This window comes from Vibrio sp. J2-4 (assembly GCF_021728155.1).
In the GTDB taxonomy this organism is placed as follows: Bacteria; Pseudomonadota; Gammaproteobacteria; order Enterobacterales; family Vibrionaceae; genus Vibrio; species Vibrio diabolicus.
Genome location: NZ_JAKKCN010000001.1, coordinates 615,847 through 641,013 on the forward strand (window position 1 = coordinate 615,847; position 25,167 = coordinate 641,013).

The following is a 25,167-nucleotide window of genomic DNA, read 5'->3' on the forward strand; positions in this document are numbered from 1 at the left end:
TTATTATTAGCAGTATAGAATCCGTTCTCCTTTTCATCCCCTTACTCAGACTGACAATATGAAATTTCCTGGACAACGCAAATCGAAGCACTATTTTCCTGTTCATGCTCGTGACCCGCTGGTGAGCCAAGCACAAGAAAGCAAGAAGATGACGCGCACTCACATCATTGGTATTGACCAAACTTTGGTTGATATTGAAGCTAAAGTTACAACGGATGTGATTGAAAAGTACGGTCTGAGTAAAGGTCACTCTTTGGTTATTGATGACGAAAGAGCAGAAGAGTTGTACCAGCAACTTAAAGAAGAGAACTTAATTACCAATGAGTATGCGGGTGGCACAATTGGTAACACGCTACACAATTACTCTGTGCTAGCAGATGATCGCTCTACGCTGCTTGGAGTGATGAGCCAGGATATCAAAATTGGCAGCTATGGCTACCGTTACCTTTGTAATACATCAAGCCGCATGGACTTGAACTACCTACAAGGTGTTGATGGCGCTATCGGTCGTTGTTTCGCTCTTATTACAGAAGATGGTGAACGTACTTTTGCGATCAGTGAAGGGCAAATGAACCAACTGCATCCTGATAGCATTCCAGAAAAAATCTTTAAAAATGCATCGGCGCTTGTACTAACGTCATATTTAGTACGTTGTAAAGAAGGCGACCCAATGCCTGAAGCAACAATGAAAGCGATTGAGTACGCGAAAAAGAATGATGTGCCCGTTGTTCTGACTCTTGGGACGAAGTTCGTTATTCAAGATGACCCGAAATATTGGCAAGAATTCATTCGAGATAACGTTTCAGTCGTTGCGATGAATGAAGATGAAGCAGAAGCTCTGACGGGTGAGTCAGACCCACTTGCTGCATCTGATAAAACACTGGAGTGGGCAGATCTAGTATTGTGCACCGCGGGGCCTGTAGGCCTATTTATGGCGGGTTATACGGAAGACAGCGCGAAGCGCGAAACTTCTTTGCCATTACTTCCGGGGTCAATCGCTGAATTTAATCGCTATGAATTTAGTCGTCCGGCGAAAAAAGACACATGTGAAACACCAATAAAAGTGTACTCACATATCTCGCCATATATGGGTGGTCCAGAAAAAATCAAGAATACCAATGGTGCAGGTGATGCTGCGTTATCTGCTGTTCTTCATGATATGGCGGCAAATAAATACCATAAAGAAAATGTGCCTAATTCAAGCAAGCACAGTAACGAATATTTAACTTACTCTTCTTTTTCTCAAGTATGTAAATACGCAAACCGTGCGAGCTACGAAGTTCTCGTGCAACATTCTCCACGTTTGTCACGTGGGCTTCCTGAGCGAGAAGATAGCCTAGAAGAAGCATACTGGGAACGTTAATACACAGTAGTTTAATTAACCATTCTATAACTAAAGTAAAAGGCGCATTAAAAAATGCGCCTTTTTTATTTGTAATGAACCAAATAAAAAAGGCTCCCATTGGGAGCCTTTTAAAAATAGCGCGGATTTAGATCAGGAAATCATCCAGAGATTTACCTGCATCAAGTTGCTCTTGAATTGCAGAAGGTGTACGACCTTGGCCTGTCCAAGTCTTCTCATTACCGTTTGAGTCTGTGTATTTGTATTTAGCTGGACGAGGTGCACGCTTCGCTTTGCCTTTCGTCTTAGTTTCGCCAGATAGCGCAGTAATAAGCGCTTCTACGTCAATACCGTCTTGAGCAATTTTCTCTGCGATCTCTGCTAGCTTAGCTTCTTGCTCAGCTTGTGCTGCACGTTCTGCTTCTTCTGCTTCACGACGCTCTTCTACGACAGTAGTTAGTTTATCTAGAGCTTCTTCCAATTGTTCTAGAGTCAGCTCACGAGAAAATGCACGAAGGCTACGGATATTTAGAAGGGTTTTAGTCAGCTCTGACATAACGATTCCTATTAAAAGGTTAATGTGTTGGGCACTTTTTATCGTTACGATTAAATAATGCCAATCTATAAATAAACAAAGAGTCCTTATATTTAACTTTATCTTTTCCTTATGTGCAAATACTAAATCAAGATTTTGTTTAAATTTAGCTATTTTTTTAAAGCAATAAATATTATTACACTCGAAATAAATCTTATTAGATGAGAATTGAAATCAACACTCGTTATTGTATAGAGATAGAGCCAGCTTGGTTTTTATAAAAAAAGTTGAGTTATTACTTAAAAATATGAAGCGTCCATCTTTGATGGAGTGTCATATATCCTTAATTTATTGATACAAGATAAACCATGATATTTTTAAGGTAGTAATAATGTTTCATAAATAACAAAATTGATGTGATTTCAGTTGCACAAAACTAACTTGAAGTAGACAAGGTTTATAAATTATCTCAGTCATTATTTATTTGTTTAATTTAGTTTGATGTGTTGCATTGACTCTCATCATAAGTACAATGGCTGCTACCTGATGCAATATTGCAGACAATTTGTTGTTAATTTGTACACTTAGCGGTTAATTGTTTGTTGTTGCCGTAGAGGCGCGGTCTCGAAGAGTAGCTATTATTGGGGTGATGCCAATGAATAATAGTGGAAGGCGAAGATTGCCGAAGTAAGTAACTCATCAAAGTTACTTGCTGGGGTTGTATCTGAAAGGAACAACACTGCCATAGTATATATTCACATTAAACTATGGAGCGCTACTGTAGGGTTGGGTGGAGTGTTCGCTTCCCTGTCGCTAAGTTCAACATGAGCACGTATCGTATGCTACGTGACTTGTCTGCAGTAGATCTCTAGCCAAACTTTGGTTTTTGAAGATCATGAATTTAATAGATTTTTCTAGTTCTCCTGTTTCATTATTGCCACCTATTGTCGCTTTGACTTTGGCGATTCTGACTCGACGTGTATTAGTTTCCTTAGGTGTAGGTATCGTGCTGGGTGCGGTTCTACTTAATAGCTGGTCTATCGGTGATACCGTTAGTTACGTGAGTTCTCAAGTTTCTTCTGTCTTTATTGAAGATGGCGGAATTAACACTTGGAACATGAGCATTGTTGGTTTCCTAATCTTATTAGGTATGACAACTGCATTATTAACGCTATCTGGTGGTACTCGTGCATTTGCCGAATGGGCACAATCTCGAGTGAAGAGTAAACGCGGCTCCAAACTTCTTGCTGCCTTTTTAGGCGTATTCATTTTTGTCGACGATTACTTTAACAGTCTTGCTGTTGGTGCCATTTCTCGTCCAGTAACCGATCGTTTTTATGTGTCTCGCGCGAAGCTTGCATACATTCTAGACTCAACTGCTGCACCAATGTGTGTGATCATGCCTGCTTCTAGCTGGGGTGCTTACATTATTACGATTATCGGCGGTATCTTAGTCTCACATGGGATCACTGAGTATTCGGCTCTTGGCGCGTACGTTCGTCTTATTCCAATGAACTTCTACGCAGTTTTTGCACTGCTTATGGTGTTTGCTGTGGCGTGGTTTGGCCTCGATATCGGTAAGATGCGTGAGCATGAAATCTCTGCATCTCAAGGCCGCGGCTTTGATAAAGACAAAGAAAACGACTCGCAAGAAGCGCATGATCTAAACGAAGAGCTAGATATCCGTGAAAGCGAAAAGGGTAAAGTGTCAGACTTGGTACTTCCTATCGTGACGCTGATTATTGCGACTATCGCTTCTATGCTTTACACGGGTGGCCAAGCATTGGCTGCTGACGGCAAAGAGTTTGCGCTTCTAGGTGCGTTTGAAAATACAGATGTAGGCACATCACTAATCTACGGTAGCTTGCTTGGCTTAGCTGTCGCATTATTTACTGTTGTGAAGCAAGGTCTTCCAATGGGTGAAATTGCACGCACACTTTGGATTGGTGCTAAGTCTATGTTTGGAGCGATTCTAATCCTAGTATTTGCTTGGACTATCGGTTCGGTTATCGGTGACATGAAGACGGGTTCTTACCTTTCTACAATGGCTCAGGGCAATATCAATCCACATTGGCTACCAGTTATCCTATTCTTGTTGTCTGGTCTAATGGCATTTTCAACAGGTACTTCTTGGGGTACGTTCGGCATTATGCTTCCAATCGCGGGTGATATGGCTGGTGCAACTGATCTTGCGCTAATGCTCCCAATGCTAAGTGCAGTTTTAGCCGGTGCCGTTTTTGGTGACCATTGTTCACCTATTTCCGATACCACTATTCTGTCGTCGACTGGTGCACGTTGTAATCATATTGATCACGTATCGACCCAGTTGCCTTATGCGTTGTCCGTGGCGCTAGTTTCCTGTGTTGGCTTCATTACTTTGGGGATGACTGCGTCAATTGCATTCTCATTCATCGCTGCATCAATCACATTTATTATTGTATGTGGAGCACTTTCTTGGTTGTCGAAGTCTAAAATGGCATCGTGCCAAAATGTCTAGTACAGCTCAGTATTTTTAATAAAGAGGAAGCTCCGCTAAATTTAGCGGAGCTTTTTTTTAACGCGATTTAGGTGAGGGGGGCAATCGCGTTTTTGGGGATAATCGTTTCGTGTTAAAAGCGAGCTATTTGTGTTCTGAGCACTCCTTTCTGTGCTGTGATAGAAAATCTATCAACTGACTTCTTCTTAGCTCTAAGCAAAGACTGTGCCCGCTTTAAGTTGTTGATTTTAAAAGTAGTAATATCAAGAGATTTCTGATGAGGGGCTAAGTAAATGATATATGATGAGTTGTCTGTTACACAGTGTCACGTTACACCTGTACAGCAACTAAACATTTAAGTTGTATTTCTTTATTAGACGATAAAGCGTTGTTCTTGAAATACCAAGATGACGTGCAGCCGCACTCATATTGTGCTTATTTTCTTCGATAGCTTGCAGTAGGTAGTCGAGATCAATTTGGTCTACTGAAGGGAGTAATTGCCTTTCATTATTATCAAGGCCCAAGTCGGCGACGAGAAGCGTGTGATCTTCACACATGACAATCGCTCGTTGGATTACATTTCGCAGTTCTCTTACGTTACCTGGCCAACGATGCTTGAGGAGCTTGGCTTTGACTTTATCCGACATTTTTTGTACCTGACCATGAGACAAATCTGTTAAGAAGTGTTCTGATAACATAAGGATATCTTTCCCACGCTTTCTCAGTGGAGGAATGGTTAATGGCAAGATATTAAGCCGATAGAATAAATCTTCACGGAATCCACCTTGTACAACCTCATTTTTCAAATCCACGTGGCTCGCAGCAATGACTCTACAGTCCACGTCAATGAATTTATCAGCGCCGACTTTATGGATTTGCTTACTCTCTAAAAAGTGCAGAAGGTGGATTTGTAGATCCGGCGGCATATCACCAATCTCATCTAGGAATAGGGTACCTTTATGCGCTTTTTGAATAAAACCGATACGATCTGAAATCGCTCCTGTAAATGCTCCTTTTTCGTGACCGAAAAGTTCGGACGCAATAAGACCACTTGGAATTGCGCCGCAGTTAACTTCAACAAAAGGTGCCGAGTGTCTGTTCGACAACTGATGAATAAGACGAGCACAGAGACCTTTGCCCACCCCTGTTTCACCCTGAATGAGTACTTCAGCATCACATTGAGCGTACTTTTGGATTGCCGTGCGAAGTTCTTGGATACATGCACTATTGCCGATTAATGGGTATAGTGTTGTATCGCTGAAATCCACAGCTTGTTTGTTACTACCGTTACGCAGTTTCATGGTTAATCACTATTTTTTGCCCCACTCAAATAATAGTTTTGAATGAGTCGTCTCAAACGTGAGTGGATGTCTCTTTATTGAGAATGATGTCAATTACTAAGGGCGGTGAGATCTAAATAGTTGTTTTGATGAAAATTCATACTATTCTTCTTTTTCTTTAAGAATAGGGTTGAATAGAAACCTAATTTCTACCCATATACTCAACTGAAATTAAATTTAAATCCTTTAAAATCAAGTGATTATAAAAAATAGTTAGAAAATGCTAAATTCAGTATTGAAAAATATAGAATCCTTGGTTAGTGTGGTTACTAACGAAGCAACTCAATAGAGCCTTAAATAAGTATGCGTAATTTTGTAATGAACATTCATCACCATCATCACCCAATCTAGTCTTTCGGGCGGTGTACGCATACCCGGGAGGCAGGAAACTCCCGGAGGTGAAATCAAAGTAAAAGCAGATTTTAAACCCTCGGGAGACTCCAATCTCTCGAGGGTTTTTTAGTTTTATTAATTCAAAAATTACTTAGATATCAAAATCTTGCACAGGGAAAAAGCAATGCAAACACAACGCTTAAGAATCGCAATTCAGAAAAAAGGTCGCCTTAGCAAAGAGAGCCAAGCTCTGCTAAAACAGTGCGGCGTAAAATTTAATGTAATGGGTGAGCGTTTAGTGGTTCACTCGGAGAACATGCCAATTGATTTGCTTTTGGTTCGTGACGATGACATCCCTGGCTTGATCATGGATGGTGTTGTTGACTTAGGTTTCATTGGTGAAAATGAATTGGAAGAAGTTCGTCTTGATCGCAAAGCTCTGGGTGAACCATGTGAGTTTGTACAACTTCGTCGACTTGACTTTGGCGGTTGTCGCTTGTCTATCGCTATCGACAAGGATGAAGAGTACAACGGTCCACAAGACTTAGCCGGTAAGCGTATTGCCACAACTTACCCTCAACTCCTAAAAGCTTACATGGATGAAGCAGGCGTTCCATTCTCCACATGTATGCTAACTGGCTCTGTAGAAGTTGCACCTCGCGCAGGTCTAGCTGACGCTATTGCTGATTTGGTATCGACTGGCGCAACGTTAGAAGCGAATGGCTTAAAAGAAGCGGAAGTGATCTTTAAATCTAAAGCGACGCTGATTCAACGTATCGGTGAGTTTGATGCAGACAAAACAGCACTGATTGAAAAACTACTGACTCGCATGCAAGGCGTACAACAAGCGAAAGAGTCTAAGTACATCATGCTTCACGCGCCAGCTGAAAAGCTCGATCAAATCAAAGCACTACTTCCTGGTGCTGAGGATCCTACTGTTCTTCCTCTTTCTGCAGATAAGCAGAAAATGGCTGTTCACTTAGTGAGTTCTGAAAACCTGTTCTGGGAAACTATGGAACAGCTAAAAGAGTTAGGTGCTAGCTCAATCCTAGTGCTACCAATTGAAAAAATGATGGAGTAAACATCATGAGAACAGTCGTTTGGCAATCTTTAAGTGAAGAGCAGCAAGATTCGATCTTAGAACGTCCTGCTATTGCAGAAGGTGCAAATATCACTGCAGCAGTGTCTGAGGTTATCGCTAAAGTTAGAAATGAAGGCGACTCTGCTCTCAACGAGCTGACAGAAAAGTTTGATCGCGTTAAACCTGAGTCCATTCGTGTTTCTTCTCAGGAAATTAAAGCCGCTTCAGAGCGCTTGTCTGAATCAATGAAAAACGCATTAGAGCAAGCTTATGCCAATATTTCTAAATTCCACAAAGCGCAAAAGCCACAGCCAATTAAAGTCGAAACTCAACCGGGTGTGCTTTGTGAACAGGTAACACGTCCAATTCAAAAAGTGGGTTTGTACATTCCTGGTGGTAGCGCGCCATTGCCATCGACGGTTTTGATGCTTGGCGTGCCTGCGAAAATTGCTGGCTGTCGTAAAGTTGTGCTTTGCTCTCCGCCTCCAATCGCTGACGAGATCCTTTACGTAGCAAAATTGTGTGGCATTGATGAAGTGTACAACGTCGGTGGTGGTCAAGCTGTTGCTGCAATGGCATATGGTACAGAGACCGTATCAAAAGTTGATAAGATTTTTGGCCCGGGTAACGCTTACGTGACGGAAGCAAAGCGTCAGGTGAGCAATGATTTCCGTGGCGCAGCGATTGATATGCCAGCGGGTCCTTCGGAAGTTCTTGTGATTGCGGATGAAACAGCGGACCCAGATTTTATTGCGGCGGACCTTCTAAGTCAGGCAGAGCATGGACCTGACTCTCAAGTTGTACTTGTGACGCCATCAGCCATTATTGCAGATCAGGTGACAGATGCCGTTCGTCGTCAATTGAAAGAGTTGTCTCGTTCAGAGATTGCAGAAAAAGCGCTCGCGTCGAGTTTAATCATTATTGCTGAATCGATCACCCAAGCGATCTCTATTTCTAATTATTATGGTCCTGAGCACTTAATTGTTCAGACTAAGAACCCACGCGAGCTTCTGCCTCTATTAGACAACGCAGGTTCGATCTTCCTTGGGGATTGGTCGCCTGAATCTGCAGGTGATTACGCATCGGGCACTAACCACGTTCTTCCTACTTACGGTTACACACGGACATATTCAAGCTTAGGTTTGGCTGATTTTTCTAAACGAATGACGGTTCAAGAGCTTTCAGCTGACGGTCTTAAAAATCTTGCGCCAACGGTTGTCACCATGGCTGAAGCAGAAGGTCTGGACGCCCACAAACGTGCTGTTACTATCCGTGTAGAAAAATTAGCAAGTAAGAATAAGAGAGTAAAGAGATGGAAAAGCTAGCGCGTAAACAAGTCCAACAACTAACACCTTATCTTTCGGCTCGCCGAATTGGTGGAACAGGTGACGTATGGCTGAACGCCAACGAATCGCCATTCAACAATGAATACAAAACAGACTTTGCTCGTCTTAATCGTTACAGCGAATGCCAGCCGAAAGAACTGATTTCTGCTTACGCCGCGTATGCTGGAGTGAAGCCAGAACAAACGCTGACTTCTCGCGGTGCAGATGAAGGTATTGAGTTATTGATTCGTGCTTTCTGTGAACCGGGTGAAGACGCGATTTTATACTGCCCACCGACTTACGGTATGTACGCCATCAGTGCAGAAACCATCGGTGTAGAGCGCAAAACGGTACCGCTAACGTCAGATTGGCAACTAGACCTCGCAGGTATCGAAGCGAGCCTGGATAACGTGAAACTGGTTTTCGTATGCTCGCCAAACAACCCAACGGGTAACTTAGTTAAGCGTGACGATATTGTCTCTCTGCTTGAGATGACAAAAGACCGCGCAATCGTGGTCATGGACGAAGCGTACATCGATTTTTGTCCAGAAGCGTCAACAGTAGATTTACTGGCAGAATATCCAAATCTAGCGATTCTGCGTACTCTGTCGAAAGCTTTCGCGCTTGCAGGTCTGCGTTGTGGATTTACGCTTGCGAACGAAGAGCTGATTAATGTACTTCTTAAAGTTATCGCACCTTACCCAGTACCGGTGCCAGTTGCAGAAATTGCTACTCAAGCGCTCTCAGAAGCAGGATTAGCGCGAGCGAAGTTCCAAGTTCTCGACTTGAACGCAAACCGAGCTTACTTACAAGTTGGTTTGTCGATGATTCCGGGTCTGGAGGTTTTTGAAGGGTGGGGTAACTACTTATTGGTGAAATTCCCAGATGGCGATGCTCTTTTCAAAGCCGCTTGGGATACGGGCATTATCCTGCGTAACTCGCCAATTGAGAACTGCGTGCGTATCAGTGTTGGTAACCGCGACGAGTGTGAAAAGACACTGGGTTTCATTAGAAACTACTATTCATAAATAGAATTCTCAACGTTTTCGGTTTATGCCGAGAACGAAACAAGATTAGTAATAAGGAAGTTCGAGTGAGCAAGCAACAAAAAATCCTATTTATCGACCGAGATGGCACCTTAATTGTTGAGCCGCCAGTTGATTTTCAAGTAGACCGTTTAGATAAGCTAAAACTAGAGCCATTTGTTATCCCAAGCCTGTTGTCGTTGCAGGATGCTGGATACCGTCTAGTGATGGTCACTAACCAAGATGGTTTGGGTACTGACAGCTACCCACAAGCTGATTTTGATGCACCGCACAACATGATGATGGAGATCTTCGAGTCTCAAGGTGTGAAGTTCGATGACGTGTTGATTTGTCCTCACTTTGAAGAAGATAACTGCTCTTGCCGTAAGCCTAAGCTAGGCATGGTGAAAGAGTACCTTCAAGGTGGCAAAGTTGATTTCCAAAACTCTGTCGTGATTGGCGATCGTCAAACCGATCTTCAACTTGCAGAAAACATGGCAATTCGTGGTATTCAATACAACCCAGAAACCATGGGTTGGAAACAGATCCTGAAAGATCTGACGGTGAAAGCTCGTGTTGCTGAAGTTATTCGTACCACGAAAGAAACGGACATCAAAGTTGCGGTTAATCTTGATGAGCAAGGCGGTAACGATATCTCAACGGGTCTTGGTTTCTTCGACCACATGTTGGATCAAATTGCGACGCACGGTGGATTCCAGATGGTGTGCAAAGTAGAAGGTGATCTACACATTGATGATCACCACACGGTCGAAGATACCGCTCTTGCTTTGGGTCAAGCATTGAAAGAAGCACTGGGTGACAAACGTGGTATTGGTCGCTTTGGTTTTAGCCTGCCTATGGATGAGTGCTTGGCACAATGTGCACTAGATCTATCTGGTCGTCCTTACCTTAAGTTCGACGCGCAGTTTAGTCGCGAGCAAGTGGGGGACCTTTCAACAGAGATGGTGGTTCACTTCTTCCGTTCTTTAACTGACACACTAGCGTGTACACTGCACCTGTCTTCTGCGGGCAACAATGATCACCACATCATTGAGAGCCTATTTAAAGCGTTTGGTCGTACTCTGCGCCAAGCAATCAAAGTAGAAGGCACTGAGCTACCGAGTAGTAAAGGCGTACTTTAAGGCTAACCTTAGCAAGGAGAAAAACAGTGACAGAACAGAAAGTTGTCATTATCGATACTGGCTGTGCCAACGTCTCTTCGGTGAAGTTTGCTATTGAACGCCTAGGTTATGACGTAACGATTTCAAAAGATCCACAAGTTGTATTGGCGGCTGACAAGCTATTTCTACCGGGCGTGGGAACCGCTAGTGAAGCGATGAAGAACCTAGAAGAACGTGACCTTATCAGCTTAGTAAAACAGGTAGAAAAGCCACTGCTAGGTATCTGTTTAGGCATGCAACTGCTGGGCAAAGTGTCTCAAGAAAAAGGGCAGAAAGCCGACGAGTTAGTTGAGTGTCTTGGACTTTGCGATGGCGAAGTGAAGCTGCTTCAAACCGGCGATTTGCCACTGCCGCACATGGGGTGGAATACCGTTTCTGCAAAAGCAGGCAATCCGTTATTCAAAGGTATTGAAGAGGGTGAGTACTTCTATTTTGTGCACAGCTTTGCGATGCCAGTTGGAGACTACACCATTGCCGAATGTGATTACGGAAATCCATTCACTGCTGCGGTTCAAAGCGGTAACTATTATGGTGTGCAATTCCACCCAGAGCGTTCTTCAAAAGCGGGTGCGAAGCTTATTCAAAACTTCTTAGAATTATAAAAGGGATTTAGTGTGATTATTCCAGCTCTTGATTTAATTGAAGGACAGGTGGTTCGCCTTTATCAAGGTGATTACGGCCAAGTAACCGAGTACAAAGTCGACCCAGCAGAGCAGTTCAACTTGTACCACCAAGCTGGTGCAAACTGGTTGCACTTAGTGGATTTAACTGGTGCGAAAGATACAACAGCGCGCCAGCTTGACTTGATTGCAAAGCTACTAGCAAGCACGCCAGCGAACATCCAAATCGGTGGTGGTGTGCGTACAGAGCAAGACGTGATTGATCTGTTAGAAGCCGGTGCTCAACGTGTTGTGGTTGGTTCTACAGCAGTAAAACAACCAGAGCTTGTGAAAGGTTGGATGGAAAAATACGGCGCAGAGAAAATCGTTCTCGCGCTAGATATCAACATCGACCAAGACGGCACGCGTAAGGTAGCGATCTCTGGTTGGCAAGAAGATTCAGGCGTGACTATCGAAGCTTTGATCAACAATTATCTGACGGTAGGTCTACAGCATGTGCTTTGCACGGACATTTCTCGTGACGGTACGCTAGAAGGCTCAAACGTTGAGCTTTACGTCGACTTATGTAAACAGTATCCACAAGTGCAGTTCCAATCTTCAGGCGGCATCGGTTCATTAGCGGATATCGAAGCACTAAAAGGCAGCGGTGTGGCTGGCGTGATTGTTGGTCGTGCATTGTTAGATGGTAAGTTCACAGCAGAGGAGGCGTTTGCATGTTGGCAAAGCGAATAATTCCATGTCTTGATGTTCGTGATGGACAAGTAGTGAAGGGCGTGCAGTTCCGTAATCACGAGATCATTGGCGATATCGTTCCTCTGGCACAGCGTTATGCAGAAGAAGGCGCTGATGAGCTTGTGTTCTACGATATTACTGCTTCAAGTGATGGTCGTGTCGTCGATAAAAGTTGGGTCGCTCGCGTTGCTGAAGTGATTGATATTCCTTTCTGTGTGGCTGGTGGAATTAAATCAGCAGAAGACGCAGCGCGCATTCTTGAGTTTGGTGCAGATAAGGTGTCTATCAACTCACCTGCATTGGCGAATCCGCAACTGATTACTGACCTTGCTGATAAGTTTGGTGTGCAATGTATCGTCGTTGGTATCGATTCATACTACGACAAAGAGACAGGTAAGTATCAGGTTTACCAGTTTACTGGCGATGAAGAACGCACCAAAGCAACCCAATGGGAAACGCGTGATTGGGTGCAAGAAGTACAAAAACGCGGCGCTGGTGAAATCGTACTGAACATGATGAACCAAGACGGTGTGCGTAACGGCTACGATATTGAACAACTTAATATGGTGCGTGAAGTGTGTAACGTGCCATTGATTGCATCGGGTGGTGCAGGTGCTATGGAGCACTTTGCGGAAGCATACCAAAAAGCAAATGTGGATGGCGCGCTTGCCGCGTCGGTATTCCACAAACAAGTCATCAATATCGGTGAATTAAAGCTGTATTTGAAACAACAAGGCATTGAGGTACGACTATGAGTGTGAAAGCCGCCGAAGTAAGTTCGCTAGCTGAGCGAATCAACTGGGAAAAGGTGGATGGTCTGGTACCTGCCATCGTACAAGACTTCCAATCAAGCCAAGTGCTGATGATGGGTTACATGAACCAAGATGCGTTGGCAAAAACGGGCGAAACAGGTCAAGTGACGTTTTTCTCTCGTACCAAAGAGCGTCTTTGGACCAAAGGGGAAACCTCAGGCAATGTATTACAATTGGTGAACATGCAGCTCGATTGCGACAATGACACACTGCTAGTTAAAGTGAATCCTATTGGTCCGACTTGCCATACTGGAACAACAACTTGTTGGGATGGAGATCCGCAAGAGGAGTCACAAATGGTGTGGCTTCATCAACTTGAGCAGCTATTGGCTGCCCGCAAGAGTGCCGACCCAGATTCCTCTTATACTGCCAGTCTTTATGCCCGTGGCACCAAGCGTATTTCGCAAAAAGTGGGCGAAGAAGGCGTTGAAGTCGCGCTTGCGGCGACGTCGGGCGATAAGGCGGAGTTAGTGTGTGAATCAGCAGACTTGATTTACCACTTAATGGTATTGCTTCAAGACCAAGGCTTATCGATGAATGACGTAGTGAACAAGTTGAAAGAACGTCATAAATAAGCCTGTCATAGATAAATGAAAGCCTCTATTCCCGTGAGTCTAGGGGCTTTTTTTTAATGTAATATTGTTGATTCGGTGGGGAAATCTGAAAGCAGAGCCTACGGTGATTATATTCTGAATCACGCTTGTTCTTCGCTGTTCAGAATGACGATATATTTTCTAACGGTATTTGAAGTCGCGTTATCTATTTCAAACGAAAGTACATATTCACGTTATTCCGACGAGCTTAGGTGAGGTCAGGAATCTCATTAAAGCGAACTCAATAAGCTAGGCGTGGATGCCTTTACCCACAACACTTCTTAAACTTCTTACCGCTTCCGCAGATACACGGGTCGTTACGGCCGACCTTGAGACTGCTTACTGTTTGGTTCAAACGTGGATCCTGTTCTGGTTCTTCTTCTGGCTCTTCTTCAGGAAATGTGCCGTCAATGTAGTACCAAAGCCCATTTTCTTTTACGAAGCGAGAACGTTCTGTCATACAGTAGCGTTTGCCGTCTTCATCAAAATAAGCGCTAAACTCGACAAAGCCTTCATTGTCATTACTGCCAGCTTCTGTTTTTAATACTTCAAGTTTGCACCAATCGCTGTCGATAGATTGGGCAATGCCTTCTCGTTGTTCTTCTGCATTACAGCTTGGGTGGTACGTGTTCACCACGTAATCTACTAGACCTAGCACATGCGCACTGTAACGAGAGCGCATTAACTGCTCCGGAGTGGTAACGTCAGCATGGTTATTGTGGGCAATTTCACAACACTGTTGGTAGGTGCGGTTAGAGCCGCAAGGACAAGAAGAAGCCATAAAATGAAATCTCGATTAATTAAGCGGTAAAAACAAACAACCTCACATAAGTGAGGCAGCAGTATTCTTTGGGGCATTATAGCGATTTAGGGCGTTTGAGACAGCAGTTCTTGAGCCCACTCAGTAGATTGATTAAAAGCGTCTGCTAATTGAGGCTCGGTTAATTTAAGAACGGTGCAATACCGCTCAGCTAATTCCCAGTCTGCTTGTTCGTAGGCGATCGTCATTGAAAGTAAGTGGCCAAGTACGCCTTTTCGACTGGTTAATGCGAGTTTTATATCTTCGTCAACGGGGATATCTTCAATGACATCCGAGAGCGGTTGATCGAGCAAAGATCCGAGTAAAGAAAACATTCCTGTTAAAAAAGCTTGTCCAGGGTCGTACCTAGTGCTCATTTGGCTAAGCAACAGTTCACACATTCTCGCACGCTGAATCGCCAAGGAGTAAAGAGAATCTGGTTTATCTTCTTGAACGGACGCAATGGCAACTAAGGATATGAAGCGTCGTAGTCGCTCTTCACCCAGATAAATAAGCGCTTGTCTGAACGACTTAATCTTAGTCGTTAATGTATATCCTGAATTTACGTAAGTAAGCAGCTTGTATGACAGCGTCACATCAATCGAAAACAGACGTTCAACCTCATTGAAGTCGATGGGCTTATCTGCAATCTCTTTACAAAGCTGGATGACTGTAAGAAACGCGGGGTTCAACCGTTTTTTCTGGATCATCTCAGGTTTGCTAAAAAAATACCCTTGAAAATAGTTAAAGCCGGCTTCTAAAGCTTGCTCAAACTCTTCGTAGGTCTCTACTTTTTCCGCAAGAAAGTCGATTTTAAATGGGCTTAATGCCTGAATAAAAATAGCGGCTTTCTTGATCGGTACGAGTCGAATGTCAAACTTAATCATGGAAACGTATGGAAGAAAACGTTTCCAAGCCTTCGTCGGCACAAAATCATCTAAAGCAATTTTGTATCCGCATTCATGAAGGTGCTTGATTGCTTCTAGCAACTCTTCTGTCGGTTCACAATCTTCAAGGACTTCAATGACGAGAGACTCTTTGGGAAACAGAGTTGGGACCAGATTCACCAAGCTTTGATGCGGAAAGTTAACAAAGCCAAGTTTGTTCCCTAATGTGTTGTAATGCGTCGACAAAAAATGATCGGATAGCAGTCGACTAGTAGCCAGCTCTGGTTCTACTTCAGGGAAGGTATTTTTAGGACCGTCTCGAAAGAGAAGTTCGTAACCTATGGTTCGTTTTTCTCTATCCAGAATCGGTTGGCGAGCTACGTAAGAATACTTCAATTAGGTACTTCGTTCTGTTTAACTTAGTATTATGATAATAGCGATTTTTTACAAAATATCTACGACTTGAGCGTGAATCTTCTACACGCTCTACATGCTTAACGCAAATTCTGTATGAATGGTCTCGTTTGTAGGTCAAAGCCATCAGAATTTACTTGTAAAACTGAGCCTTGCGTATACCAATCCCCTAAAACTATCCGGGTCTTTTTAACGCCATCGACGTCAAAAAAATGTGTATTCGGGCGATGAGTGTGACCATGAATCATTAAGTTGACGCAATTCTGAGACATCACTTTCTCGACTTCATTTTGATTGACGTCCATGATGTCCAAAGGCTTGCTCATTTTATCATCACGAATATCGGATTGAACTTTTGAGACAATTTTCTTCTTAATAAACCAAGGAATGTGATTAAACAGCCACTGCAACCAAGGTTGATGAACAGTCTTACGGAATTTTTGATAATCAATGTCGTCAGTACACAGGGTGTCACCGTGGAGAATAACCGCTTTAGTACCATAAAGGTCTATGAGGCTAACTTCATCCAGTAATGTAATGCCTGTCTCTTTACAGAAGCGTTTTCCCAATAGGAAGTCGCGATTGCCCTGAATGAAATAAACAGGAACGCCAGTCTTTGTTAGTTGCTGGAACTCTGTACGGATTTGATTGGCAAAAGGAGTTTTGTCATCGTCTCCAACCCAAAACTCGAACAGATCGCCTAATACATAAAGTGCATCGGCTTTCGTTGCTTCTGTTCGCATGAACGTCACAAAACATTCCGTAATATCCGGACGCGATGGGGTGAGGTGAAGATCGGAAATAAATAATGTTGTCATAGAAATAAGGGGAAGCGATGCCTCCCCATTAACTTATCTCTTAGAAATAATTCTTACGAATTATTCTTCAATTGTTGTACCAGTGATTACTACGTCCTCTAGAGGTACGTCTTGGTGCATGCCGTAAGAACCAGTGCTAACGCCTTTGATCTTATTTACGATGTCCATGCCTTCTACAACTTCACCGAATACACAGTAACCCCAACCATCTAGGCTTTCGCTACGGAAATCTAGGAATGTGTTGTTGTTTACGTTGATAAAGAACTGAGAGCTTGCTGAATGCGGTTCCATAGTACGTGCCATAGCAAGTGTACCCACTTTGTTGCTTAGGCCGTTGTTTGCTTCGTTCTTGATAGGTGCACGTGATGCTTTTTCACGTAGACCAGGTTCCATGCCACCACCTTGGATCATGAAACCGTCAATAACACGGTGGAAAAGAGTGTTGTCGTAAAAGCCATCGCGGCAGTACTGAAGGAAGTTTGCGCTAGTCTCTGGCGCTTTCTCTTCGTTTAGTTGAATCTTGATGTCACCAAAATTAGTGTGAAGGGTGATCATGCTACTTTCCTTTACTGTGTTGTGTTGAGCCCGAGATTCTAGCCTAAGTTCTAGTGCTTTAAAAACTCAGGAAGAGGAAATTCTTCGTTTTGTGCTTGAAGTTTAGCCGATTATCGTTTTATCGGTTAATTGCTATTACCTAACCAGGTCGGAGTTGATATACTCGACCTTCTTTTATTCATTCACAATCATAGATAGAGATCATGTTAAAGATATATAACACACTCACAAGACAGAAAGAGGAATTCAAACCAATTACAGCTGGCAAAGTCGGCATGTATGTCTGTGGAGTTACCATCTACGATCTCTGTCACATCGGTCACGGTCGCACTTTTGTCTCCTTTGATGTGGTATCACGTTACCTTCGTTACCTAGGTTACGATCTAACGTTTGTACGCAACATCACAGACATCGATGATAAGATCATTAAACGTGCGGCTGAAAATGGCGAGTCTTGTGACTCATTGACCGAGCGCTTGATCGGTGAAATGCACGCAGACTTCGACGCATTAAACATGAAGCGCCCAGATATTGAGCCTCGTGCAACCCAGTTTATTCCAGAAATCATCGAACTTGTTCAAAAACTGATTGAACGTGGTTTTGCTTACGTTGCGGATAATGGCGATGTAATGTTTGAGGTTCGCAAGTTTGACGAATACGGCAAACTGTCTAAACAAGATTTGGATCAGCTGCAAGCGGGCGCGCGCGTTGATGTCGAAACAGCCAAACGCAGCCCACTAGACTTCGTTCTTTGGAAGATGTCTAAACCAGGTGAACCTACGTGGGAATCACCATGGGGCCCTGGTCGTCCAGGCTGGCACATTGAATGTTCTGCTATGAACTCTTCAATCCTAGGCGATCACTTTGATATTCACGGTGGCGGCTCTGATCTTCAGTTCCCACACCACGAAAACGAAATCGCGCAATCATGCTGTGCACACGACACTAAGTACGTAAATACTTGGATGCACAGTGGCATGGTGATGGTAGATCGCGAGAAGATGTCTAAGTCTCTAGGCAACTTCTTTACTATCCGTGACGTACTTGGTCACTACGATGCAGAAACGGTTCGTTACTTCCTTATGTCTGGTCACTACCGTAGCCAGTTAAACTACAGCGAAGAGAACCTAAACCAAGCACGCGCTTCGCTTGAGCGTCTATACACTTCTCTACGTGGTTTGGATCTAAATGCTGCTCCTGCTGGTGGTGAAGAGTATGTATCTCGCTTTACAGCAGCGATGAACGATGACTTCAATACGCCAGAAGCGTACTCTGTTCTGTTCGACATGGCGCGCGAAGTTAACCGTCTGAAAACAGAAAACCTAGAGAAAGCGAGCGAGCTAGGTGCGCTAATGCGTGAACTAGCAGATGTGATCGGTATTCTTCACCAAGATCCAGAAGCCTTCCTAAAAGGTGATGCAGGTAACGATGATGAAGTGGCTGAAATCGAAGCTCTTATCAAGCTGCGTAACGACTCTCGCGCTGCGAAAGATTGGGCGAATGCAGATATGGCTCGTGACAAACTGACCGAAATGGGCATTGTTCTGGAAGATGGTCCAGAAGGCACAACGTGGCGTCGTAAGTAATTGAATTTTCAATTTTAAAGGGCTGATAATTCAGCCCTTTTATTTTCCATTTCCATAAATTAAAACTTTAACTTTAGGTAATGCTCTGTGGCTCAGATGTATTTCTATTACTCAGCAATGAATGCGGGTAAATCAACAACGCTTCTTCAATCCTCTTTCAACTATCAAGAACGCGGCATGACGCCAGTTATTTTTACGGCTGCACTAGATGATCGCTTTGGTGTCGGTAAAGTGAGCTCTCGTATTGGTCTTCAATCTGACGCACATTTGTTTCGTCAGGATACCAATTTATATCAAGAGATCGCAGCTCTGAATGAGGTTGAGAAACGTCACTGTATTCTTGTTGATGAGTGTCAGTTCTTGTCGAAAGAGCAGGTTTACCAACTTACTGAAGTTGTTGATAAACTGCATATTCCAGTATTGTGTTACGGCCTTCGCACCGATTTTCTAGGCGAACTTTTTGAAGGCAGTAAGTACCTGTTATCTTGGGCAGACAAGTTGGTTGAGCTCAAAACGATCTGCCACTGCGGTCGCAAAGCGAATATGGTTATTCGTACCGATGAACATGGCGTGGCGATTAAAGAGGGCGATCAAGTTGCGATCGGCGGTAACGACAAATATGTCTCCGTGTGCCGTCAGCATTACAAAGAAGCACTCGGTAAATAATCCGTATTAATACAGAAAAGCCACCGTAATCGGTGGCTTTTTGTTGTCTGCTAGAAAGGGCTTAGACTAAGTCAAAACCAAATCTCTCTAGTAAAACCTGATAAGATGATTCTACCTGCGGAGGGATGTTTTGCTCGGTTTGAAATCCTTTCTCTGGATAGCTTTTTACGCGAGAGAAATCTTCCATTAGTGCCTCTAGTACCATCATTAATGGCATGTCTTCATTAATATATTCAAAAAACGGATGAGCCGTAGAGCTTACTTGGAGCTGGGAGTAGGGTGACTGCCACTGTTTTTCAAATGTCGCTATAGCTCTGCGTTCCATAAATGGTTTTTGCACCAGAATAAACGATGAGCAATTTTTTCCTTCCTCTTTCAATCGTTGCTCAGTAAAGCGAACGTTTTCTCCACTGTTGGTGGATTCAGTTTCGAGCAAAATTGCTTCACTGGGCACGCCTGACATCTTGGCAATTTCGGCAAAAGTTTCCGCTTCGTTTTTTTCAAACAGTCCATCGGTAAAACGACCTTCTCCCCCTGAAAATACAATCAAAGGCGCTAACTTTTGGTGGTACAGATTTGCTGCATGCTCTGCTACACGCACATCGTTACTGCACATCACAAACAAACAGTCTGCGGGTTTCAGCTCATGTTTGAGTTGCATGTAATCCCAAAGTGTTTCTATGTGTCGATAGAGTTTCATAGCGCGTCCAAAGTTGAGTTGAAACGAAATTGATAGCCAAGTGAGAGTAGTTTGTCTGCGAGAATGCGCTTATCCGTTTGTTCTGTGACTGGGGGAAGAGGTATCTCACTTTCGCTCTTATTTATAGCGGCTTGGTAGAACTCCGCCTTGCTGACGGTATGCGGTGTGGTCACGTTAATGACTTGGTTACTTAAATTATCTAAAGCAAATTTGACCGCCGATACCGCATCATCTTGATGAAGCATATTAGCAGGCGCTTTACGACTGACTTGTTTTAGTCTCATTGCAAAGCGAGAAGGGTGCCTGTCTGGCCCAATTAGCCCGCTACAACGCATAATGACGAAGCTAATATTAGAGTCGATAACATGCTGCTCGGCTTGCAGCATAATACGTGCATTGTCAGAGAAATAAGGGCTGTCGGCTGCTAAAGAGAGTGACGCATCTGCTTCTTCCATATCAGAAGCTAGGTTGGGATACACCGTTGTAGAGCTAATCATAACGAGCTTTTCAACGTTGTTTTGCTTTGCTGCGTTTGCGAGCATTTGCCATTGTTGGGCGTATTCTTGTCCGCGTCCTTTACGAAAACCAGGGGGAAAAGCACCGACAACGTGAGTAATTTGATGTTGCTTAAGCAACTCATCTAGCCGTTTCGTCGCGTTAAGTTGATTAAAATCGAATAATGCGGAGTGAGTTAATGAAGCGGGTAACTCGTTTAACCGAGCTTGGTTACGACGAGTAACGACAACGTGGTGTCCGTCTTTCATCAAAGTTTCTGCTAGCGGAGTTCCGAGCCAGCCTGCACCTACGATCAATGTATTTGCCATTTGGGTCTTCCTACTTACTTACTTATTTATGTCTGCTCGAATAGATTGAGCAGCTCTGCTTTGGCTTGTTGATGGAGGGGATCTGAATGCCATTTCTGATGTTGAATAAGGTCAACATTGACTTGCCAAGCCAGCTTTGTGAAATCATCCCCAACTCTTTTCAGTGTGTTCGGTGAATACGCGACTAAATGCTCTGGAAGAAAGCACCAACCAAACCCTTTATTCGCTAATTCCAACAAAATATAGTAGTTATCAGCGTACCAGATATCCGGGCTGAATGCTTGATTGAGACCACATGGCTCTGCGTTTTTGGAGCGTATGACCAGTTGACGATGTTGTTTGAGTTGATCAATGTGAGTGACGCGTTGCTGTGCTAGAGCGTGCGTTGAAGAGACATAGACATCGAACGCAATGTTACCAAGATTAGTGAAATCGATATGTCTCGGCATTTGTAAGTCACTCAAAATAATCCCAGTAGTGGCGCGCTCCGATTTGACCAATTCAATAATATCCGGACTTGAAGCAGTCAAGCATTCAACTTGCAAATGTGGAAAGCGTTGCTCTAAATTTTTTAGCACGTCGGGCAAGCGAGTCAGAGGAATCCCTTCATCAATGGCTAAAACCAATTTATTAGTTGGTGTTGAAAAAAGCTGTGATGCTCTGTTGTTTAATCGGTCTAGTTGGCTGATTGCCGCTTGTGCATAAGGTATGAGCGCGAGGCCACTCTCGGTTAATTTCGGATATCGACCAGAGCGATCAAATAGATCAACACCACAGTCGACTTCCATATTTATGATGTGTTGGCTGACTACGGATTGAGCTCGCCCCAGTTTTCTTGCCGCGCCTGAAAACGATCCGGTTTCTGATGTAGCAATGAAAGCTTGCAGTTGTTCGATGGTAAACATATCGCTTTTGCCGATGGTATCTAACTTTTTGTTATCTGAATAATAGATAAAATTCTAAGCATTGAGTAGAACTATTTGGACAGAGAAATATGACTCGTAACGAACGAATTTTTCATGCAGTACTTTTTGAGTTAATCGCACTCGCGATCATTGTGCCAGCGGCTTCATTGATCACCGGAAAGGGATCGAGTGATCTCGCGTTAGTTGGGATTGGGTTGAGCATGTATACCGTCGTGTGGAATTACATCTACAACTTGTACTTTGATAAGTGGTTTGGCAGCAATCGAACTGAGCGAAGTTTAGCAATGCGTTTTGGGCATACAATTGGATTCGAGGGAGGGTTGATCTTTATCTCTATACCCGTCATTGCTTGGTTCTTAGAAATTACGCTTCTCCAAGCTCTGGTGTTGGAAGCTGGCTTCCTAGTGTTCTTCCTATTTTATGCCACAGGCTTTAATTGGTTGTACGACAAGGTGCAGCCATTTAGCAAAATGAAAAAACGATTAGCACCGCAGGTTTCGGCAGGAACAAAATGCAGGGACCAATAAAAAAACGCCACCGAATTCGGTGGCGTTTTTGTTCAAATTACACAGAAAGGACTCTTAAAATCTTATCCGCATGCTCTGCGACTTCAATACCTTCATCTGTTAAATAACCACCATCAGGCTGTGTACAAAGTTGCTTCTCGTATAGACGAGCAACGGCTGCCTGCATTTCTTCTGACGCGTCTGTATGAACTTTAATACCAGTTGCAGCACTACTTAGGTCGAACTGAAGAAGTAGGTTCAATTCGGCGATATGTTCAGCTGAATATTTCATAAATGATTCCTTTACGCTTTTTTTACCAAGCTAGTCTGAAAAGAAGAGTTGAGCAACATTAAACGATAAGAAGTGTTAAGTATGGCGCTATCAGGCTGATATAACGCAGGATCTTTGTTCGAAAGGCAGAATACTTGTTAAGTATCAATGATAGTTACGATTGCGAATGATAGTTGACCTTTATCGGTTGATCTCTCGATAACAACATTTTTAGTAAACATGTCAAATAGCGCTTGAAAAAGTAGGGAAATGGAGCGATTATCCGCGCCTCTTTAATTGTTTCTAAATGTTACACCACAATGAACTTCAATCAGTTTGACTCACTATTACCGCCTCAGGCTGCGGAACGCGCGGCTGAAGTGGGGGTAGGTAAAGCAACTAAAGCACCGATCAAATCTTTTTTATTGGCAATTTCTGCCGGACTTCATATTGGTATTGCGTTCATCTTTTACACCACGGTGACAACCGGTGCAGGCGACCTTCCATGGGGTATTACCAGGCTAATCGGTGGCCTAGCCTTCAGCCTTGGTTTGATTCTTGTTGTCGTTACAGGTGGTGAGCTTTTCACTAGCTCAGTATTAACATTGGTAGCGCGAGCGAGTGGAAAGATCTCGTGGCAAGCGCTCATCAAAAACTGGTTTGTGGTTTATTTCGGCAACATGGTTGGTGCTCTTTTGTTGGTAGCATGCATGTTGGTCACCAAGCAGTATATGTTTGATCACGGCCAAGTTGGCCTCAACGCGATGGCGATCTCTCAACACAAATTGCACCATGGTTTCTTTGCTGCTGTTGCGCTTGGCATCATGTGTAACGTGCTGGTGTGTATTGCTGTTTGGATGACGTTTAGTGGACGTACATTAACTGACAAAATAGCGGTCATGATTCTGCCAGTAGCTATGTTCGTGTCGGCAGGTTTCGAGCACTGTATTGCGAACATGTTCCAAGTACCCATGGCGATTGGAATCAAATATTTTGCACCGGAAGCATTTTGGCAAATGACAGGGGCGGAAATTGCAAACTATGCGGACTTAAACATGATGGGGTTCATCGTAAATAACCTTATCCCTGTAACGATAGGGAACATCATTGGTGGCGGTGTATTCGTTGGTATGTGGTATTGGATGATTTATCTACGTGATGAAGACAAGCATTTACGATAAATCTAAAAGAATAAAAGAAAGGCGAGCCAAATGGTTCGTCTTTCTTTTATTCATGTCGATAAGTTTCACACAAATCGAGTGAGTTAAATCAGTTCTTCATTGATGCCAAAATCGGTTGGGAGCCAATGAGAAGTCACTTCCTTTGGTTCTTGAACGAGCCAGTCCAGAGGTGCATCGGATAGGAGTTCATCGTAATTTTCTTTGATCATTAAGACATCCATGTACGTCTCTCCAAGTTTGTGGTCACTATCTTTACTCTAAAATTAGAATATGTCAGGCAAGTGATCAAAGCATGACGATTAGATTGATCACTTATGCTGCTATGTTTCTAGTTGCGTATGGGTTTAGGGTGTTTATCCACATTTTCTGTGGATAACCTGTCTCAAAGGCCGTGCGTATCTAAACTTGCAAAGAAAATTTCATAAAATTAGAGGCTTATACTCGAGAGAATTCTGTCTGACTTTTCTCCAGAAAGCGTCTTGATGAATGTTTAAAAAATGGATGAGTTATTCAGTTAAAAGTGCGTTTGACTTGATAATACAAGCCCTTTCACTGGCTTTGTTCACACGCTTAAACTATCTATGAGTTTTGGTAGGTTCTGGTTGTTGGATTTTTATTTTGATCCGGCCTTCTTTCGTTTGTACCCAGCTCAGTGTCATCTCCAGCGTAATAGCGACGGAGGTACTCAACATGACGAAAATAGCCAGCATAATCACCAACTGATATTTAATCGCAACCATCGGGCTTGCGCCACCTAGAATTTGACCAGTCATCATGCCTGGCAAGGTAACCAGCCCTGTAGTGGCCATAGAGGCTAAAGTTGGAGCAAGTGACTTTCTAAGGGCCTCTTGAATGAAGGGGAATGATGCATAACGAGGAGAGGCACCAAGTGAGATAGCAGCCTCGTATTCTGATTGTCTCTGTTCAAAAGCCGTAAATAAATTCTGCAGTGCGATGATGTTACTACTTAAGCTGTTACCCAATAGCATGCCCGCAAGTGGGATCATGTACTGGGCGTTGTAAATAGGGGATGGCTGCACTAGGCCTGCGGTAATCGCTATAAGAAGTGGAATTAGACCACAGGTTAAGCCTGTAAGAAGAGGAAGCATAAGTGGCTTTTTAGGCAGGCGAGCTTTTCCTGCAATTGAGCTTGCGCCAATCAGTAACATGATGGCAAGCCAAAGTATATTGACAAGTAAGCTGTTTAATTGAAAAAGATATTCTAAATACACGCCAATCAATATGAGCTGAAGTGTCATACGAATAACACTAATTATTGTGTCTTTCGCAATCCCTAATTTGTAGCGGGCATTAATAAAGAAGGGAACCAACAAAATCAGACCAAACAATGCCAGTTTGGTCCAACTTATATCCACCACGCTATCCATAATCGCTCCTCGAAAATCCGCGAATAATTGTAACTAAGCTCCTCCTTTATATGAACATCAATGTGCATTTTTTGATGTTCTCAACGTAAACCTTTAGCGCTATTCTTGTCATTATTTCGCATCATTTTATTCACAATTGATTATCTTTTGACGGGTTTTTAAGCCAATTTATGACCCGTTAATTACTATCCAAATGTAACTTATGTTTGGTAAATGTTGTCTTTTTAACAATTGGTTAAAAGACTTATTTT

General features: G+C 43.3%; 26 protein-coding genes, 1 riboswitch and 1 other annotated feature. Of the genes, 14 read left to right on the forward strand and 12 right to left on the reverse strand.

Annotated elements, in window-relative coordinates:
- Positions 1–58 precede the first annotated feature (58 nt).
- Positions 59–1,363: an inosine/guanosine kinase gene (locus L3V32_RS02805; RefSeq protein ID WP_005390861.1), complete on the forward strand. Its 1,305-nt coding sequence runs from the start codon at positions 59–61 to the stop codon at positions 1,361–1,363.
- A gap of 127 nt (positions 1,364–1,490) precedes the next feature.
- Here L3V32_RS02805 and L3V32_RS02810 read toward each other — a convergent pair whose 3' ends face one another.
- Entirely contained in the window at positions 1,491–1,898 is a 408-nt protein-coding gene (locus L3V32_RS02810; RefSeq protein ID WP_005390863.1) for an H-NS family nucleoid-associated regulatory protein, read from the reverse strand.
- 582 nt (positions 1,899–2,480) lie between these two features.
- Positions 2,481–2,663, forward strand: a riboswitch (Lysine riboswitch).
- A gap of 109 nt (positions 2,664–2,772) precedes the next feature.
- Between L3V32_RS02810 and tet(35) the strand changes: the two genes are divergently transcribed.
- Positions 2,773–4,374, forward strand: a complete 1,602-nt coding sequence (tet(35), locus tag L3V32_RS02815; RefSeq protein ID WP_005390865.1) for a tetracycline efflux Na+/H+ antiporter family transporter Tet(35) — start codon at positions 2,773–2,775, stop codon at positions 4,372–4,374.
- A gap of 326 nt (positions 4,375–4,700) precedes the next feature.
- Here the strand turns inward: tet(35) and L3V32_RS02820 are convergent, their stop codons facing one another.
- Positions 4,701–5,654 carry a sigma-54-dependent Fis family transcriptional regulator gene (locus L3V32_RS02820; RefSeq protein ID WP_005390867.1) on the reverse strand — a complete coding sequence of 318 codons (954 nt, stop codon included), beginning with the start codon at positions 5,652–5,654 and terminating at the stop codon, positions 4,701–4,703.
- A 365-nt stretch (positions 5,655–6,019) separates the two neighbouring features.
- Positions 6,020–6,157, forward strand: a sequence feature (His leader region).
- A gap of 53 nt (positions 6,158–6,210) precedes the next feature.
- Here L3V32_RS02820 and hisG point away from each other — a divergent pair.
- The 8 genes from hisG to hisIE all read left to right on the forward strand — a co-directional run bounded on the left by hisG (position 6,211) and on the right by hisIE (position 13,377).
- Positions 6,211–7,107, forward strand: coding sequence for an ATP phosphoribosyltransferase (hisG, locus tag L3V32_RS02825; protein ID WP_005390869.1), 897 nt, complete (start codon positions 6,211–6,213; stop codon positions 7,105–7,107).
- Between the two features lie 5 nt (positions 7,108–7,112).
- Positions 7,113–8,432, forward strand: a complete 1,320-nt coding sequence (hisD, locus tag L3V32_RS02830; protein WP_237283770.1) for a histidinol dehydrogenase — start codon at positions 7,113–7,115, stop codon at positions 8,430–8,432.
- Positions 8,420–9,460: a histidinol-phosphate transaminase gene (gene hisC / locus L3V32_RS02835; RefSeq protein WP_104969274.1), complete on the forward strand. Its 1,041-nt coding sequence runs from the start codon at positions 8,420–8,422 to the stop codon at positions 9,458–9,460. The genes hisD and hisC overlap by 13 nt, the downstream gene beginning before the upstream one ends.
- A gap of 65 nt (positions 9,461–9,525) precedes the next feature.
- On the forward strand, positions 9,526–10,599 hold the full coding sequence (gene hisB / locus L3V32_RS02840; RefSeq protein ID WP_053807213.1) for a bifunctional histidinol-phosphatase/imidazoleglycerol-phosphate dehydratase HisB: 1,074 nt from the start codon (positions 9,526–9,528) through the stop codon (positions 10,597–10,599).
- Between the two features lie 26 nt (positions 10,600–10,625).
- Positions 10,626–11,240, forward strand: coding sequence for an imidazole glycerol phosphate synthase subunit HisH (gene hisH / locus L3V32_RS02845; RefSeq protein ID WP_047008596.1), 615 nt, complete (start codon positions 10,626–10,628; stop codon positions 11,238–11,240).
- A 12-nt stretch (positions 11,241–11,252) separates the two neighbouring features.
- Complete coding sequence (gene hisA, locus L3V32_RS02850; RefSeq protein ID WP_237283771.1) at positions 11,253–11,990, forward strand: 1-(5-phosphoribosyl)-5-[(5-phosphoribosylamino)methylideneamino]imidazole-4-carboxamide isomerase; 738 nt, start codon at positions 11,253–11,255, stop codon at positions 11,988–11,990.
- Positions 11,972–12,745 (forward strand): imidazole glycerol phosphate synthase subunit HisF, encoded by a 774-nt coding sequence (gene hisF, locus L3V32_RS02855; RefSeq protein ID WP_054867303.1) that lies wholly within the window; start codon positions 11,972–11,974, stop codon positions 12,743–12,745. The genes hisA and hisF overlap by 19 nt, the downstream gene beginning before the upstream one ends.
- Positions 12,742–13,377, forward strand: coding sequence for a bifunctional phosphoribosyl-AMP cyclohydrolase/phosphoribosyl-ATP diphosphatase HisIE (hisIE, locus tag L3V32_RS02860; protein WP_104969276.1), 636 nt, complete (start codon positions 12,742–12,744; stop codon positions 13,375–13,377). The genes hisF and hisIE overlap by 4 nt, the downstream gene beginning before the upstream one ends.
- A 283-nt stretch (positions 13,378–13,660) precedes the next feature.
- Here the strand turns inward: hisIE and L3V32_RS02865 are convergent, their stop codons facing one another.
- The 4 genes from L3V32_RS02865 to L3V32_RS02880 all read right to left on the reverse strand — a co-directional run bounded on the left by L3V32_RS02865 (position 13,661) and on the right by L3V32_RS02880 (position 16,868).
- The gene (locus L3V32_RS02865) at positions 13,661–14,176 is read right to left on the reverse strand and encodes a YchJ family protein (RefSeq protein ID WP_237283772.1); all 516 of its coding nucleotides are present in this window, start codon (positions 14,174–14,176) and stop codon (positions 13,661–13,663) included.
- 86 nt (positions 14,177–14,262) lie between these two features.
- Entirely contained in the window at positions 14,263–15,477 is a 1,215-nt protein-coding gene (locus L3V32_RS02870; protein WP_109168488.1) for an EAL and HDOD domain-containing protein, read from the reverse strand.
- A gap of 98 nt (positions 15,478–15,575) precedes the next feature.
- Entirely contained in the window at positions 15,576–16,313 is a 738-nt protein-coding gene (gene lpxH, locus L3V32_RS02875; RefSeq protein WP_006743038.1) for a UDP-2,3-diacylglucosamine diphosphatase, read from the reverse strand.
- Between the two features lie 60 nt (positions 16,314–16,373).
- Positions 16,374–16,868 (reverse strand): peptidylprolyl isomerase, encoded by a 495-nt coding sequence (locus L3V32_RS02880; protein ID WP_005390900.1) that lies wholly within the window; start codon positions 16,866–16,868, stop codon positions 16,374–16,376.
- A 203-nt stretch (positions 16,869–17,071) separates the two neighbouring features.
- Between L3V32_RS02880 and cysS the strand changes: the two genes are divergently transcribed.
- Together cysS and L3V32_RS02890 are read left to right on the forward strand one after the other, a co-directional pair.
- On the forward strand, positions 17,072–18,454 hold the full coding sequence (gene cysS / locus L3V32_RS02885) for a cysteine--tRNA ligase (RefSeq protein ID WP_005390902.1): 1,383 nt from the start codon (positions 17,072–17,074) through the stop codon (positions 18,452–18,454).
- Between the two features lie 87 nt (positions 18,455–18,541).
- Positions 18,542–19,120 carry a thymidine kinase gene (locus L3V32_RS02890; RefSeq protein WP_005378154.1) on the forward strand — a complete coding sequence of 193 codons (579 nt, stop codon included), beginning with the start codon at positions 18,542–18,544 and terminating at the stop codon, positions 19,118–19,120.
- Between the two features lie 61 nt (positions 19,121–19,181).
- On the opposite strand, the gene L3V32_RS02895 is transcribed toward L3V32_RS02890, so the two are convergent.
- From L3V32_RS02895 to L3V32_RS02905, 3 genes are read right to left on the reverse strand one after another with little or no spacing between them, the layout of a single operon-like run.
- A complete protein-coding gene (locus L3V32_RS02895; protein WP_237283773.1) occupies positions 19,182–19,820 on the reverse strand; it encodes a YdcF family protein in 639 nt (212 codons plus the stop codon).
- Positions 19,817–20,644, reverse strand: a complete 828-nt coding sequence (locus L3V32_RS02900; protein WP_237283774.1) for an NAD-dependent epimerase/dehydratase family protein — start codon at positions 20,642–20,644, stop codon at positions 19,817–19,819. Before L3V32_RS02900 ends, L3V32_RS02895 begins: the two co-directional genes overlap by 4 nt.
- 26 nt (positions 20,645–20,670) lie before the next feature.
- Positions 20,671–21,549, reverse strand: a complete 879-nt coding sequence (locus L3V32_RS02905; protein ID WP_005390908.1) for a LysR family transcriptional regulator — start codon at positions 21,547–21,549, stop codon at positions 20,671–20,673.
- Between the two features lie 89 nt (positions 21,550–21,638).
- Here L3V32_RS02905 and L3V32_RS02910 point away from each other — a divergent pair, with 89 nt between their 5' ends.
- Positions 21,639–22,097 (forward strand): PACE efflux transporter, encoded by a 459-nt coding sequence (locus tag L3V32_RS02910; protein WP_005390910.1) that lies wholly within the window; start codon positions 21,639–21,641, stop codon positions 22,095–22,097.
- 37 nt (positions 22,098–22,134) lie between these two features.
- Here L3V32_RS02910 and L3V32_RS02915 read toward each other — a convergent pair whose 3' ends face one another.
- Positions 22,135–22,368 carry a TIGR02647 family protein gene (locus L3V32_RS02915; RefSeq protein WP_005378148.1) on the reverse strand — a complete coding sequence of 78 codons (234 nt, stop codon included), beginning with the start codon at positions 22,366–22,368 and terminating at the stop codon, positions 22,135–22,137.
- A 299-nt stretch (positions 22,369–22,667) separates the two neighbouring features.
- Here L3V32_RS02915 and focA point away from each other — a divergent pair, with 299 nt between their 5' ends.
- Complete coding sequence (gene focA, locus L3V32_RS02920; protein WP_104971510.1) at positions 22,668–23,528, forward strand: formate transporter FocA; 861 nt, start codon at positions 22,668–22,670, stop codon at positions 23,526–23,528.
- Between the two features lie 83 nt (positions 23,529–23,611).
- Here focA and L3V32_RS26065 read toward each other — a convergent pair whose 3' ends face one another.
- Positions 23,612–23,737, reverse strand: a complete 126-nt coding sequence (locus L3V32_RS26065) for a hypothetical protein (RefSeq protein ID WP_254903806.1) — start codon at positions 23,735–23,737, stop codon at positions 23,612–23,614.
- Between the two features lie 366 nt (positions 23,738–24,103).
- Positions 24,104–24,916, reverse strand: coding sequence for an ABC transporter permease (locus L3V32_RS02925; RefSeq protein WP_065645351.1), 813 nt, complete (start codon positions 24,914–24,916; stop codon positions 24,104–24,106).
- Positions 24,917–25,167 lie beyond the last annotated feature (251 nt).

What these genes read in the sequence shown, in the direction of transcription:
- hisC (WP_104969274.1), top strand. Translation starts at nt 8,420, where the DNA reads ATGGAAAAGCTAGCGCGTAAACAAGTCCAACAACTAACACCTTATCTT.
- L3V32_RS26065 (WP_254903806.1), bottom strand. Translation starts at nt 23,737, where the DNA reads ATGATCAAAGAAAATTACGATGAACTCCTATCCGATGCACCTCTGGAC.
- L3V32_RS02865 (WP_237283772.1), bottom strand. Translation starts at nt 14,176, where the DNA reads ATGGCTTCTTCTTGTCCTTGCGGCTCTAACCGCACCTACCAACAGTGT.
- L3V32_RS02810 (WP_005390863.1), bottom strand. Translation starts at nt 1,898, where the DNA reads ATGTCAGAGCTGACTAAAACCCTTCTAAATATCCGTAGCCTTCGTGCA.
- hisG (WP_005390869.1), top strand. Translation starts at nt 6,211, where the DNA reads ATGCAAACACAACGCTTAAGAATCGCAATTCAGAAAAAAGGTCGCCTT.
- hisF (WP_054867303.1), top strand. Translation starts at nt 11,972, where the DNA reads ATGTTGGCAAAGCGAATAATTCCATGTCTTGATGTTCGTGATGGACAA.
- hisD (WP_237283770.1), top strand. Translation starts at nt 7,113, where the DNA reads ATGAGAACAGTCGTTTGGCAATCTTTAAGTGAAGAGCAGCAAGATTCG.
- lpxH (WP_006743038.1), bottom strand. Translation starts at nt 16,313, where the DNA reads ATGACAACATTATTTATTTCCGATCTTCACCTCACCCCATCGCGTCCG.
- focA (WP_104971510.1), top strand. Translation starts at nt 22,668, where the DNA reads ATGAACTTCAATCAGTTTGACTCACTATTACCGCCTCAGGCTGCGGAA.
- L3V32_RS02895 (WP_237283773.1), bottom strand. Translation starts at nt 19,820, where the DNA reads ATGAAACTCTATCGACACATAGAAACACTTTGGGATTACATGCAACTC.
- L3V32_RS02905 (WP_005390908.1), bottom strand. Translation starts at nt 21,549, where the DNA reads ATGTTTACCATCGAACAACTGCAAGCTTTCATTGCTACATCAGAAACC.
- L3V32_RS02910 (WP_005390910.1), top strand. Translation starts at nt 21,639, where the DNA reads ATGACTCGTAACGAACGAATTTTTCATGCAGTACTTTTTGAGTTAATC.
- hisIE (WP_104969276.1), top strand. Translation starts at nt 12,742, where the DNA reads ATGAGTGTGAAAGCCGCCGAAGTAAGTTCGCTAGCTGAGCGAATCAAC.
- L3V32_RS02880 (WP_005390900.1), bottom strand. Translation starts at nt 16,868, where the DNA reads ATGATCACCCTTCACACTAATTTTGGTGACATCAAGATTCAACTAAAC.
- L3V32_RS02900 (WP_237283774.1), bottom strand. Translation starts at nt 20,644, where the DNA reads ATGGCAAATACATTGATCGTAGGTGCAGGCTGGCTCGGAACTCCGCTA.
- L3V32_RS02820 (WP_005390867.1), bottom strand. Translation starts at nt 5,654, where the DNA reads ATGAAACTGCGTAACGGTAGTAACAAACAAGCTGTGGATTTCAGCGAT.
- cysS (WP_005390902.1), top strand. Translation starts at nt 17,072, where the DNA reads ATGTTAAAGATATATAACACACTCACAAGACAGAAAGAGGAATTCAAA.
- L3V32_RS02925 (WP_065645351.1), bottom strand. Translation starts at nt 24,916, where the DNA reads ATGGATAGCGTGGTGGATATAAGTTGGACCAAACTGGCATTGTTTGGT.
- L3V32_RS02805 (WP_005390861.1), top strand. Translation starts at nt 59, where the DNA reads ATGAAATTTCCTGGACAACGCAAATCGAAGCACTATTTTCCTGTTCAT.
- L3V32_RS02915 (WP_005378148.1), bottom strand. Translation starts at nt 22,368, where the DNA reads ATGAAATATTCAGCTGAACATATCGCCGAATTGAACCTACTTCTTCAG.